We start from the raw sequence: 12474 nt of genomic DNA on the forward strand, positions 1-12474 counted from the left end.
TTGTGTAGGATGAACATATAGTCGCTCGGCCAACATGTCCTCGGGATAGGCAGGGAGCGGAAGAGGAAAAGGAAAAAGAGAGGGGAGACGCTAGCGATGCAACGAAGCATGCAGAGGCTGATCGGCAGCATGGTCCTGCTCGGAACGATGCTGGCCGTCCAGGCTTGCGGCCAAGCCGGCGAAGCGGGAGGCAAGGAGGAAGGAGGCGCAGCGGCCGCGCTGGCCGTGACCGCCACGACCGGGATGATCGCGGACGCGGCCAAGGAAGTCGGAGGAGAGCGGGTGAGCGTGACGGCGCTGATGGGACCAGGCGTCGATCCCCATCTGTACAAAGCTTCGCACGGCGACATGGTGAAGCTCGACGAAGCGGACGTCGTGCTTTACGGCGGGCTGCATCTGGAGGGCAAGATGACGGAGGTGCTGGAGAAGCTTGGCCGCTCCCGGCCCGTCGTCGCCGTCACGGACGGCATTCCCGAGGACCAGGTGCTCGAGAGCGAGCCGGGCTCGGGCTCGCCCGATCCGCATGTCTGGTTCGACGCCAGCCTGTGGAAGCATGCCGTGGAAAAGATCCGCGACACGCTGATCGAGCAGGACCCGGAGCATGAGGCGGGCTATCGCGAGCGTGCGGACGCCTACCTCTCGGAGCTCGAGGAGCTGCATGCCTATGCGCTGGAGCGGATCGGCTCCATCCCGGAGCAGCAGCGCGTGCTGGTCACCGCCCATGACGCCTTCGGCTACTTCGGCCGCGCTTACGGCCTGGAGGTGACCGGACTGCAAGGGATGAGCACCGCCTCCGAATACGGCTCCAAGGACGTCGCCGCCTTGCGCGATTTCCTCGTCGAGCGCGGCATCCCGGCCGTGTTCGTGGAGTCGAGCATCCCGCGCAAGTCGATCGAATCGGTCATCGAGGGAGCAGGACGCCTCGGCCATAAGGTCGTCATCGGCGGAGAGCTGTTCTCCGACGCGATGGGCGAGGCGGGCACGCCGGAGGGAACGTATGTCGGCATGTTCCGGCACAACGTCGATACGATCGCGGACGCATTGAAAGGAGAGAGCGCATCATGAGCAGCAGCGAACGGAATGAAATCGGGCTCGAAGCCTCGCCGTCCGAGCAAGGCCAAGGAGCAGGCGCGCGGCCGGCCCGGCGGCAAGAGGGCGCGCCGCCGGTGCTGGAGGTGAGCGGCCTGAGCTCCGCCTACCGCAGCCAGGCCGTGCTGCGGGAGGTGAGCTTCGAGGCGCCGCAGGGCGAGCTGATCGCGATCGTCGGCCCGAACGGAGCCGGCAAGTCGACGCTCATCAAGACGATCCTCGGCCTGAACCCTTCGCTCGGCGGCAGCGTGCGGGCGTTCGGACGGCCGGTCGCCGAGGTGCGGGGACGCATCGGCTACGTGCCGCAGCGCGAGTCGGTCGACTGGGACTTCCCGACGCATGCGCTCGACGTCGTTATGATGGGCCGCTACGGCCGGCTCGGCTGGTTCCGGCGGCCGGGCCGCAAGGAGAAGGCGATCGCCATGGAATGCCTGAGAGGAGTCGGCATGGAGGCGTTCGCCGAGCGGCAGATCAGCCAGCTGTCCGGCGGCCAGCAGCAGCGGATCTTCCTGGCGCGGGCGCTGGCGCAGGAGGCGGACCTGTATTTCATGGATGAGCCGTTCGCCGGCGTCGACGCCGCCACGGAGAAGGCGATCGTCGAGCTGCTGCGCCGCCTCCGCTCGGAGGGCAAGACGGTCATCGTCGTGCATCACGACCTGGCGACCGTGCCGGACTACTTCGACAGCGTGCTGCTGCTCAACGTCTCGCTGCAGGCGTTCGGCCCGACGGCCGAGACGTTCACGCAGGAAAACCTGCAGCGGACGTACGGCGGGCGGATGGCGTTCGCCGCGGCGGCGGCATCTCCGTCCGCTGCCGAGTCCGGCTCAGCGGCGGCTGCGCCGCTCCGCGCGGCTGAGCCTGCCTCCGCATCGGCAAAGGGGGCAGAGGCATGAACGGCCTCTGGAATTCCTTTTCCGCGCTCGCCAGCGATCCGAACCTGCGCTGGATCGCGCTCGGCTGCATGCTGCTCGGCCTGAGCAGCGGCATGATCGGCTGCTTCGCCTACTTGCGCCGCCAGAGCCTCATGGGCGACACGATCGCGCATACGGCGCTGCCGGGCATCTGCGTCGCCTTCCTGCTGAGCGGCACGAAGTCGCTGCCGCTGTTCATGCTCGGCGCCGTCGCCGCCGGCATCGTCGGCACGCTCGCCATCCGGATCATTACGGCCCGCTCGCGGATCAAGCCGGACGCGGCGATGGGCATCGTGCTGTCTTCGTTTTTCGGCGTCGGCATCGTGCTGCTGACGATGATCCAGCATAGCGGCGACGGCAGCCAGAGCGGGCTCGACAAGTTCCTGTTCGGCCAGGCGGCCTCGATGATCGGCTCGGACGTGCAGCTCATGGCCGGCGTGAGCGTCGTGCTCGCGGCGGCATGCACGCTGCTGTTCAAGGAATTCAAGCTGCTCTCGTTCGACCCGGCGTTCGCCAAGGGAGCGGGCTTCCCGGTGTCGGTGCTGGACTTCATCCTGCAGGCGCTGTTCGTCACGGCGGTCGTGGCGGGCATCCAAGCGGTCGGCGTCGTGCTCGTCGCCGCGCTGCTCATCACCCCGGCCGTCTCCGCCCGCTTCTGGACAGAGCGGCTCGGCCGCATGCTCGCGCTCTCCGGCCTGTTCGGCATGGTGAGCGGCCTGCTCGGCGCGTGGATCAGCTCCCAGGTGAGCCAGCTGCCGACAGGTCCGGTCAGCGTGCTGGCCGCGGCGGCGCTGTTCCTCGTCTCGGTCGTGTTCGGCACGAAGCGAGGGCTGCTGACGGCCCGTCTGACGCGCCGCGAGGCCCGCCGCCGGCTGCTGCTGCATGCGGCCGAGGCAGCCTCGTCCGCGTCGGCATCATCCTCGACATCGGCAAAGGAGGCCGGCTGACATGAGCATGGACTTCTGGATTTTGCTGACCGGCTCGCTCGCCGCCGTCAGCTGCGCCATTCTCGGCTGCTTCCTCATCCTGCGCCGGATGGCGCTGATCGGCGACGCCATCAGCCACTCGGTGCTGCCCGGCATCGTCATCGCCTACATGGTCAGCGGCTCGCGCGGCTCGATCCTGATGCTCGTCGCGGCCGCGATCATGGGGCTGCTGTGCGTGTTCCTGATCCAATGGTTCAATCAGCGCGGCATCCAGAGCGACGCCTCCATCGGCGTCGTGTTCACGGCGCTGTTTGCGATCGGGGTCGTGCTCGTCAGCCTGAACGCGCGCCAGGTCGACCTCGATCTCGACTGCGTGCTGTACGGCGAGATCGCCTACGCCGCCTGGAACACGCTGCAGATCGGCGGCGTCGATCTCGGCCCGCGCTCGGTCTGGCTGCTCGGCGGCACGCTGCTGCTCGTGCTGGCCGTCATCGGCACGTTCTACAAGCAGTTCAAGCTATGCGCCTTCGACCCGATGCTCGCTGCGGCTGTCGGCATCCCGGCGGCGCTGTTCCATTACCTGCTGATGGGACTCGTCTCCGTCGCCACGGTCAGCTCGTTCGAAAGCGTCGGCGCGATTCTCGTCGTCGGCCTGCTCGTCATCCCGCCGTCTGCGGCTTATCTGCTGACGGACCGGCTCGGCGTCATGATCGGCCTGAGCGCGCTTATCGGCGTCGCCTCGACGGTGCTCGGCTATGCGCTGGCCGTGCGGCTCGACGCCTCCATCGCCGGCTGCATCGTCGTCGCCGCGGCCGCGCTGTTCGCCGCGTCGTTCCTGCTCTCGCCGAAGCACGGCCTGCTGTCCGCCAAGCTGCGGCGCTCCCGCCTGAGCCGCCGCGCGGCATGACGGAAGGCGCCGTCGCCGATCAGGCATGTGGCGGCGGATGGCGGAATCCATTTCAACCGAACGCCGGACTTCCTCGCGGAGGCTCCGGCGTTCTTTTGACGAAAGAAGGAAAAACGCGAAAAAACGCGAAAATCTTCCCTAAAAATGAGGGATAGGGGAGAACTCATGCAGCCAACCGTCAGCATCGTCATGCCCGCCTATAACCGCGCCCATGTCATTTCCCGGGCAATCGGGTCGATCCGGGAGCAGAGCTTCCAGCACTGGGAGCTGATCGTCGCGGACGACCGCAGCACGGACGGCACGAAGGGCGTCGTCGAGGAGCTGGCCCGGCTCGATCCGCGCATCCGCTATGTCCGCAGCGAGCGGGCCAAAGGACCGGGAGGAGCGAGAAACTGCGGCCTGCTGGAGGCTCGGGGGGACTATGTGGCGTTTCTGGATTCCGACGACCGCTGGCTGCCGCGCCATCTGGAGGCGAGCCTGGACACGCTCCGGCGGACGGGGGCGGAGGTCGCCTTTGCCCTTTGGCTCGAGCGGCACGGTGACATCGAGACGAATACCTTCGACGGGGAGACGGAGCAGCGGCTGCTGCGGGAGATGGGCGAGCGGTTCGACCGCGACGGGACGGCGATCGTGTTCGGAAAGGGGCTGTTCGAGCAGTTTCTGCGGATGCCCCGCAATTTCTTCCAGCTGAACACGATGGTGCTGCGGCGCGAGCTGCTGGACCAGGTCGGGCTGATCGGAGAAGAGCATCATCTGGGCGAGGACACGACCTTCCTCATGCGCTTCTTCGACCGCTTCCGCATCGCGCTGCAGCCCGAGCCGCATTCGGTCTATTACGAGTCGGACGACAGCCTCTACTTCTTCTGCGACCGCCGCCGCATCGATCCCGATGCGCTCGATGCCGAGCTGCTGAGCCGCTTCGAGGCGCTCGGCGAACGCTCCGTCGCCGTCCGCCGCCAGCTGCGGCTGCAGGTGGAGCGCTCGGACGCGATCGGCGAGTCGGCGAGAAGGCGCTGCCTGAGAGGCATCGACTACGGCATTGCCGGCAAATACTTCACGATGGCCTATCTGGCCAAGCGCGACCGGGCGAAAGCGCTGGCTTACTGCCGCCGCTCGCTCGCGGCCAAGCCGCATCTCTATGCGCTGCTGCTGGCGGCGCGCCTGCTGACGGGAAGAAGCGGCGGCAGCCGGATGCTGCGGCGCGCGCTGGATCTATGGTAAGCGGCCGCGGGAGCGGACATGCCAAAATCGAACGAGGATTCGCCAAGATCGGATGGAGAATGGCCGGGCCGTACGTCCTATAATGAAGAGGCCGGCACGTTCAAACGGTTGACCCTCTTCGCCGAGCGTTTGCCTGCCCGCTGTGATAGAATGGCAGGGGAAACCATCTGGCAGGGAGGAACTTCGCACAATGTACAAGCTGCTTGCCCTGGACATGGACGGAACGACTTTGACGGACACGCAGACGATCAGCGAGGAGAACGCGGAGTGGATCGGACGCGCCATGGAAGCCGGAATCACGGTCTGCTTCTCGACTGGCAGGGGCTTTCAGGGAGCGATTCCGTTCGCCGAGCAGCTCGGACTCGAGACGCCGCTCATCACGGTCAACGGCAGCGAGATCTGGAGCCGGCCGCATGTGCTGCACCGCCGGACGCTCATGGGAGCGCAGGAGATCCGCCGCCTGCACGAGCTGGCCGTCCGCCACGCGGAGCCTTGGTTCTGGGGCTATGCCGTCGAAGGCGTGTTCAACAAGGAGAAGTGGATCGAGCCGGCGGACGGCTTTGACCGTCTTCACTGGATGAAGTTCGGGTATCATACGGAGAATGACGCGATCCGCGAGTCGATCCGTCAGGAAATCGAGAGCTGGGGCTCGCTGGAAATCACCAACTCCTCGCCGTGGAACCTCGAGCTCAATCCGCTCGGAGTGAACAAGGCGTCGGCGCTGCGCGAGCTGTGCGGCCTGCTCGGCATCGCGATGGAGGAAGCGGTCGCCATCGGCGACAGCCTCAACGACATCGCCGCCATCCGCGAATGCGGCCTCGGCATCGCGATGGGCAACGCCCAGGACGAGGTCAAGGAAGCGGCCGACGCGGTCACGCTCGGCAACAACGAGCATGGCGTCGCCTATGCGATCCGAGAGCTCGTGCTGAAAGGGCGGGGATGACGATGGCGCTCGACATCGTCGGCTGGGTGCTCGTCATCGCCCTGTTCGCGGTCGGCATGGCGGGAGCGGTCTATCCGATCCTGCCGGGCGCGCTGGCGATTTACGCCGCCTTTTTCGTCTACGGCTTCTTCATCGGCTTCGAGCCGTTCGGCTGGGTATTCTGGACGCTGCAGACGATCATCGTCGCGGCGCTGTTCCTGGCCGATTATGCGGTCAACGCCTGGGGCGTCAAAAAATTCGGAGGCTCCCGCGCTTCCGTCATCGGCAGCACGATCGGCATCATCGCCGGACCGTTCGTCATTCCCGGCTTCGGCCTCCTGATCGGTCCGCTGGCCGGAGCGGTCATCGGCGAGCTGATCGCCGGCTCAAGCTTCGACAAGTCGCTCAAGGTCGGCTTCGGCGCGGTCGTCGGCCTGCTGTCGAGCACGCTCGTCAAGATCGCGCTGCAGCTTGCCATGATCGTGCTGTTCGTCATCTGGCTGCTGAATTAACCATCCATTCAATCATCCAATCTGAAAGTCGAAAAGGAGATCCATTCCCATGATCAAGCTTACGATCTGGAACGAATTCGTTCACGAGCAGGAACACGAAGAGGTGCGCAAGGTGTATCCGGACGGCATCCACAACACGCTGGCCAAAGGGCTGGCGGACGCCGAGCTGCAAATCCGCACCGCGACGCTGCAGGAGCCGGAGCACGGCCTCAGCGAGAGCGTGCTGGCCGACACCGACGTGCTCGTCTGGTGGGGCCATATGGCGCATGACCGCGTCGACGACGCGATCGTCGAGCGCGTGCACAAGCGCGTCATGGAGGGGATGGGCCTGATCGTGCTGCACTCCGGCCACTTCTCCAAAATCTTCAAGAAGCTGATGGGCACCGGCTGCGACCTGAAATGGCGCGAAGCCGGCGAGCGCGAGCGCATCTGGGTCGTCAACCCGGCGCATCCGATCGCTTCCGGCCTGCCGGAGCAGTTCGTGCTGGAGCAGGAAGAGATGTACGGCGAGCATTTCGACATCCCGGCGCCGGACGAGCTCGTATTCGTCAGCTGGTTCGAGGGCGGCAACGTCTTCCGCAGCGGCTGCACGTTCCATCGCGGCCAAGGCAAGATCTTCTACTTCCGTCCCGGCCATGAGACGCATCCGACGTACTATGACGCCAACGTGCTCAAGGTCATCGGCAACTCGGTGCGCTGGGCCGCTCCGTCCAACGCCGCGACCCCGGTGCGCGGACATAGCGAGCCGGCTCTCGAGCCGATCAGCGCCAAAAACTAAATCCTTATCTGCTGCGTCTAAAGCAAAAGCGCAGCAGGCATCCGAGCCGAATCCGGCCGCCTTCGCGCGGCCCGGATTCGGCTTTTTTCCATTCCGCGGCGATGCGTCCGAACGGCTGGGGCAAGCCCGCCTTTTGTGATACACTGTCAGAAGCCGGCCTGACGGCCTCTTGCACTCGTCATTCTCAGATCGACGCCAGATCTGCACAGGAAGAAGGATGGACCCTCCTATGGTCAAAAAGGACTCTCTCATTCGCGGCACGCTCATTCTGGCTGCCGCGGCTCTGATCGCCCGCGTGCTGGGCGTGTTCCAAAAGGTTCCGCTCGATTACTTGTTCACCGGCGGCGGCTCGGGCTATCTCGGCATCGCCAACAACGTCTACCTGTATCTCCTCGTCATCGCGACGGCAGGCATTCCGAGCGCCATCAGCAAGATGGTGTCGGAGCGCTATGCGATCGGCCGTCCGGACGAAGCCCAGCGCATCTACCGGGCGGGGCTGCTGTTCGGCGTCGTCACTGGCGTGACGCTCGCCGTGGCTCTGTGGGCGCTCGCTCCCTGGTATGCGGAGCATATCGCCAAATCTCCGGGCGCGGCGGCATCGGTGCGCGCCATCGCGCCTGCGCTCATCCTGTTCCCCGTCATCGCGATGATGCGCGGCTATTTCCAGGGCCGCCAGATGATGAGCGCGGGCGGCATCTCGCAGATCGTCGAGCAGATCGCGCGCGTGCTGCTCGGCGTCGCGCTCGCGGTCGCCGTCTTCAACCTCGGCTGGGGCGACACCTGGGTGTCCGCGGCGGCGACGTTCGGCAGCGTGTTCGGCAGCATCGGCGCGTTCCTCGTCATGCTGTACTACGCCCGCAAGCTGAAGCGCTCCGATCTAGAGGAGCGGCTGGCGGCAGGCGCGGAGGCCGCGGCGGCCTCCGCCGCCGAGACGGGGCGCCGCTCGGCGCCGCCGATGCGGCTGAAGGCCATCTACAAGGAAATGTTCGCGATGTCGATTCCGGTCGTCGTGACCGCGATGACGGTGCAGTTCATCTATCTCGTCGACGCGTCGTTCTTCATCCGCTGGACGGACGGCTTTTTCGCCAGCGAGGCGGCCGCGGAGCAGGTGCGGAACTACCTCATCTACAACGGCCAGTCGATCGCCGGCATCCCGCCGATTTTGGCGATCGCGCTCAGCCAGTCGATCCTGCCGGTGCTGTCGGCGGCCAACTCCGTCGGCCGGCTGGACGAGGTGCAGCGCCAGGCGTCGCTCGTCATGCGCATCGTCGTGTTCACCGGCGTGCCGGCGGCGCTGCTGCTCACCGTGGCCGCGCATAGCGTCAACGGGCTGCTGTTCGTCGACCCGGCCGCCAGCGGCATGGTCGCGGCGCTCACGGTCGGCACGATTTTCCAGATTACGATGATGACGTCCAACTCGATCCTGTTCGGACTCGGCACGCCGCGGCCGGCGATGATCAGCACGCTGATCGGCTACGCCGTCAAGATCGTCGGCAGCCTGCTGCTCGGTCCGCTGCTGGGAGGGTACGGCTTCGTGCTCGCCTCGATGCTCTGCTTCATGGTCATCACCTCGCTCAACCTGCTGGCGATCCGCCAGAAGGTGCGGCTGCAGGTGCTCGGCAAGCGCTGGACGCCTTATCTGGCGGCGGTGCTCATCACCGCGGCGGCCGGCTTCGGCACGGACATGACCGTGCGCGGCATGCTCGGCACGGCGCTGCACGCCAAGCTCGTCTTCCTCGCGGGCGCGATCGCCACGAGCCTCGTCTGCGGCTTCTTCTATCTTTTCCTGCTGATCGCGCTCGGCGTCATCCGCGAGGCCGACGCCAAAAGCTTCCCCGGCCCGCTGCGCAAGCTGCTGCTGCCGCTCGTGCGGCGGCTCGGACGGCGCGAGGGACAGGCCTCGGCAGGCTTGTGAGCCTCTCTTTCCCATTCGTTTCCTGTCATGGTAGAATAGACGGGATTTGATAGAGACGAGAGAGGATCGTGGGTCTTTTGAACCGTAAATTCCGATTAAGCTTGATCCTGCTTTGCCTGCTGGCTGTCACGGCGGCCGGCTGCCAGTCGATCGCCGGACTGGACCTCAACACGGCGATCTTGCAGTCGATGAAGGCCCAGACTCAAGAAAGCCGCAGCACGGTCGCGCTGGCCGTCGCCTTCGAGCCCGAAGCGTTCGAGGGATTGGACAAGCGCGAGCGTCAGCAGCTGGAGCTGCTGCGCGACCTGCGCCTGCGCATCGACTCCGCCAAGGTCGAGAGCGGATCCCGCAGCTCCGCGAGCGGCGCGCTGCTCGTCGGCGGCAAGGAGATCGGCTTCTCGCTGCAGCAGGACGAGACGTCCGCGATTCTGCGCATCGACGGCTTGAAGCGGCCGATCTCGCTGGCGCTCGACGAGGCGTCCTTGCTCGAGCTCGGCTCGGGCGCCTCGCTGACGGATATCGTCGGCGGCTCCGAGGCGACGCCGGAGCAGACCGGCGCGCTCGTCCGCGATCTGGTCGACCGCGCCGGCGCGTACTGGATCCACAACCTGCCGAACGCGAGCCGCTTGAATGTGCAGCCGGTCGCGCAGAGCGTCTACGGCGGCGGCTCGGCGCTGTGGCAAGTAGACGCCGGCTGGAAGGGAATGGAGCTGTTCGATTGGGCGCATGCTTATGTCAAGGCGCTGCTGTCCGACTCCGAGGGGCTCGCTGCGATGCTGGACGGCCTGTTCGAGGTGCTGCAGGACCATCCGGAGGCCGGAGCGGCCAATGAGGACGGAGAGCCGCTGTCCGACGCGGACAAGCCGGCATTCGTGGAGGAAGGCCGGGAAGCGCTCGCGGAGATGCTCCAGGAAGCATCCGACTCGATGCAGGAAGCCCGCGACGCGGGCGAGCTCGAGGAGATGTTCACCGACGGCAGCTCGCTGAACGTCAAGCTGCTGCTGGATGCCGGCCTCGACATCCGCAGCCTGGATGCGGCGCTGACCTGGGCTCCCGGAGCCGCGGCGTCCGAGGACATCCCGGTGTCGTCGGTCTCGCTGCGGATCCAGACGGAGCTGTGGAACGTGAACGGAGCCGTCGCCGCCGACAAGCCGCAAGCGGATGCCGTGAGCTGGAGTCCGGAGCGCTGGTCCGGGACAGCCGGAGCTTCCCGCTTCCTCCGGGACTTCGACCGCGGCTCCGACGCGTATAAGCTGCTCAAGCAGGAGCTGCAGCTGGGCCGCCAGTCGGCGCAATTCTACGCGTACGGCTACGACAGCTACATCTCGGTGCCGTCCGGACAGACGCTCGTGCCGCTGCGCTCGCTCGCGGACAGCATGGGCGCGTCGCTGACCTACGACAGCGGCCGCAGCAAATGGGCGCTCCAGGATGAAGCCCGCGGCCAGACGATCTGGCTCGCCAAAGGCAGCAAGACCGTTTATTCCGGCGCCGCCAAGACGCAGCTGAGCTTCCCGCCGACCGTCGTCGACGGCACGCTTTATGTCCCGGCCCGGGACATCGCCAAGCTGCTCGGAGCGACCGCGAGCATGACCAAGGCCAGCTATTCCAACATCGTCGAGATCGTCCGCGAAGTCGGATAGTCCCGCAACCGGAAAGGAAGATTCCCATGCAGAAGCTGACGACCGAAGAGCAGTACCGCCAGACCGTCTCGAATAGCGGCGTCACCGTCGCCGTATTCAAGACGACCTGGTGCCCGGACTGCCATTTCATCGATCCGTTCATGCCGGAGCTCGAGCAGAAGTACGCCGGGCGCATCGCGTTCGTCGAGATCGACCGGGACGACCTGCCGGAGCTCTGCTCCGAGCTGAATATCCTCGGCATCCCGAGCTTCGTCGCCTTCCGCGAAGGCAAGGAGCTGGTGCGCTTCGTGAACAAGCTGCGCAAGTCCCGCGAGGAGATCGAGCAGTTTCTGGATCGGGCGCTGGAAGTGGCGGACGCCCTCCCGGGCTGACCGCCGGCGGATAGGAGGAGGCCGAAGCCGCTCTAGGCTTCGGCCTTCTTTGATGTTCCGTGTCCGGAACGGGCCGGAGACGGAAGGCGGCTGCGGGAGCCGAGCCACTCCGGTGGACAAGAAGGCGGCTGCGCAGGCCGAGCCATTCCGGTGACAAGGAGGCGGCTGCGCGAGCCGAGCCTTTCTCGGCAGGCAGCCGGCAAGTCCAATGGACAAGAAGCCCGCTGCGCGATCTGAGTGACAAGAAGGCGGCTGCGGGAGCCGAGCCACTCCGGTGGACAAGAAGGCGGCTGCGCAGGCCGAGCCATTCCGGTGACAAGGAGGCGGCTGCGCGAGCCGAGCCTTTCTCGGCAGGCAGCCGGCAAGTCCAATGGACAAGAAGCCCGCTGCGCGATCTGAGTGACAAGAAGGCGGCTGCGGGAGCCGAGCCACTCCGGTGGACAAGAAGGCGGCTGCGCGAGCCGAGCCTTTCTCCGATTCCACTGGAAGCCGGATGCCCTGATTTTTTGACCTCCTATTCGGAGGCCATCCGTCTTCCAAGAGGACCGCTGCCGCTTCTCCGAAAGGCATCGTCTCGCTCCGCTTGCCTTGTCCCTGCCCCGCCCCTCCCTCTTTTTATTTGGGGGAGGGGGCCGTCTCCCGCATACCTGGGAGACGGCAGCGCTTCTCGCGGCCGGTACGATTCGGCGGCTGCAGATCAGCCAGCAAGCCGCATGCGGCTTGCTGCCCCGCCCCCCTCGACTCGGGCGTGTAAACCATACCGGGCGCGAACCAAGCGCTTTCGCCCCTCATCGAGCAGGCGCGCCAATATCCTGCGCTCCAAGGAAATCTCGACTCGGTCGTCTCGGATATGTGAAGGTCGAACGGTCAGAGTTGCGCGGGAAAACCGAGTAACTCGGGCGAGTGAAGGGTCAAACGGTCGGAGATACGCGGAAAAACCGAGTAACTCGGGCGAGTGAAGGGTCAAACGGTCGGAGATGCGCGGAAAAACCGAGTAACTCGGGCCAGTGGAGGGGCGAACGGTCGGGGTTACGCGGAAAAACCGAGTAACTCGGGCATTGGGAGGCCGAACGGTCGGAGATGCGCGGAAAAACCGAGTAACTCGGGTTAGTGGAGGGTCAAACGGTCAGAGTTGCGCGGAAAAACCGAGTAACTCGGGCGAGTGGAGGGAGAACGGTCGGGGTTGTGAGGTCAAATCAAGTCATTCCGGTAGGCAGGCGTATCGGTTGCAGCCTGAAAGAAGGGCTTGCGAGCCGCTGTAACCCGAATTATTCGGGTTGGA

11 protein-coding genes are annotated in these 12474 nt (G+C 65.7%); all 11 read left to right on the plus strand.

The window, feature by feature from the left end; all coding sequences use genetic code 11:
- The first annotated feature begins 96 nt into the window (after positions 1–96).
- The 11 genes from H582_RS0123655 (at position 97) to H582_RS0123705 (ending at position 11192) form a co-directional block, all read left to right on the plus strand.
- Positions 97–1065 carry a metal ABC transporter solute-binding protein, Zn/Mn family gene (locus H582_RS0123655; RefSeq protein WP_052333610.1) on the plus strand — a complete coding sequence of 323 codons (969 nt, stop codon included), beginning with the start codon at positions 97–99 and terminating at the stop codon, positions 1063–1065.
- The gene (locus H582_RS29370) at positions 1062–1982 is read left to right on the plus strand and encodes a metal ABC transporter ATP-binding protein (RefSeq protein WP_084137578.1); all 921 of its coding nucleotides are present in this window, start codon (positions 1062–1064) and stop codon (positions 1980–1982) included. Before H582_RS0123655 ends, H582_RS29370 begins: the two co-directional genes overlap by 4 nt.
- Complete coding sequence (locus H582_RS0123665) at positions 1979–2947, plus strand: metal ABC transporter permease (protein ID WP_028600513.1); 969 nt, start codon at positions 1979–1981, stop codon at positions 2945–2947. The genes H582_RS29370 and H582_RS0123665 overlap by 4 nt, the downstream gene beginning before the upstream one ends.
- A gap of 1 nt (position 2948) precedes the next feature.
- The gene (locus tag H582_RS0123670; RefSeq protein WP_028600514.1) at positions 2949–3833 is read left to right on the plus strand and encodes a metal ABC transporter permease; all 885 of its coding nucleotides are present in this window, start codon (positions 2949–2951) and stop codon (positions 3831–3833) included.
- 165 nt (positions 3834–3998) lie between these two features.
- Positions 3999–5054: a glycosyltransferase family 2 protein gene (locus H582_RS0123675; RefSeq protein WP_028600515.1), complete on the plus strand. Its 1056-nt coding sequence runs from the start codon at positions 3999–4001 to the stop codon at positions 5052–5054.
- A gap of 190 nt (positions 5055–5244) precedes the next feature.
- Entirely contained in the window at positions 5245–5997 is a 753-nt protein-coding gene (locus H582_RS0123680) for a Cof-type HAD-IIB family hydrolase (RefSeq protein ID WP_028600516.1), read from the plus strand.
- Positions 5998–5999: 2 nt separating this feature from the next.
- Entirely contained in the window at positions 6000–6488 is a 489-nt protein-coding gene (locus H582_RS0123685) for a DUF456 domain-containing protein (protein ID WP_028600517.1), read from the plus strand.
- Between the two features lie 49 nt (positions 6489–6537).
- Entirely contained in the window at positions 6538–7266 is a 729-nt protein-coding gene (locus tag H582_RS0123690; RefSeq protein WP_028600518.1) for a ThuA domain-containing protein, read from the plus strand.
- A 229-nt stretch (positions 7267–7495) separates the two neighbouring features.
- Positions 7496–9181, plus strand: a complete 1686-nt coding sequence (locus H582_RS29375; protein WP_043111935.1) for a putative polysaccharide biosynthesis protein — start codon at positions 7496–7498, stop codon at positions 9179–9181.
- Positions 9182–9258: 77 nt separating this feature from the next.
- Positions 9259–10821: a copper amine oxidase N-terminal domain-containing protein gene (locus H582_RS29380; RefSeq protein WP_127464536.1), complete on the plus strand. Its 1563-nt coding sequence runs from the start codon at positions 9259–9261 to the stop codon at positions 10819–10821.
- A gap of 26 nt (positions 10822–10847) precedes the next feature.
- Positions 10848–11192 carry a thioredoxin family protein gene (locus H582_RS0123705; protein ID WP_028600519.1) on the plus strand — a complete coding sequence of 115 codons (345 nt, stop codon included), beginning with the start codon at positions 10848–10850 and terminating at the stop codon, positions 11190–11192.
- Positions 11193–12474 lie beyond the last annotated feature (1282 nt).

Origin of the sequence: Paenibacillus pasadenensis DSM 19293 (assembly GCF_000422485.1) — a bacterium.
GTDB lineage: Bacteria > Bacillota > Bacilli > Paenibacillales > Paenibacillaceae > Paenibacillus_O > Paenibacillus_O pasadenensis.

What these genes read in the sequence shown, in the direction of transcription:
- H582_RS0123670 (WP_028600514.1), top strand. Translation starts at nt 2,949, where the DNA reads ATGAGCATGGACTTCTGGATTTTGCTGACCGGCTCGCTCGCCGCCGTC.
- H582_RS29375 (WP_043111935.1), top strand. Translation starts at nt 7,496, where the DNA reads ATGGTCAAAAAGGACTCTCTCATTCGCGGCACGCTCATTCTGGCTGCC.
- H582_RS0123680 (WP_028600516.1), top strand. Translation starts at nt 5,245, where the DNA reads ATGTACAAGCTGCTTGCCCTGGACATGGACGGAACGACTTTGACGGAC.
- H582_RS0123665 (WP_028600513.1), top strand. Translation starts at nt 1,979, where the DNA reads ATGAACGGCCTCTGGAATTCCTTTTCCGCGCTCGCCAGCGATCCGAAC.
- H582_RS0123705 (WP_028600519.1), top strand. Translation starts at nt 10,848, where the DNA reads ATGCAGAAGCTGACGACCGAAGAGCAGTACCGCCAGACCGTCTCGAAT.
- H582_RS0123675 (WP_028600515.1), top strand. Translation starts at nt 3,999, where the DNA reads ATGCAGCCAACCGTCAGCATCGTCATGCCCGCCTATAACCGCGCCCAT.
- H582_RS0123655 (WP_052333610.1), top strand. Translation starts at nt 97, where the DNA reads ATGCAACGAAGCATGCAGAGGCTGATCGGCAGCATGGTCCTGCTCGGA.
- H582_RS29370 (WP_084137578.1), top strand. Translation starts at nt 1,062, where the DNA reads ATGAGCAGCAGCGAACGGAATGAAATCGGGCTCGAAGCCTCGCCGTCC.
- H582_RS0123685 (WP_028600517.1), top strand. Translation starts at nt 6,000, where the DNA reads ATGGCGCTCGACATCGTCGGCTGGGTGCTCGTCATCGCCCTGTTCGCG.
- H582_RS0123690 (WP_028600518.1), top strand. Translation starts at nt 6,538, where the DNA reads ATGATCAAGCTTACGATCTGGAACGAATTCGTTCACGAGCAGGAACAC.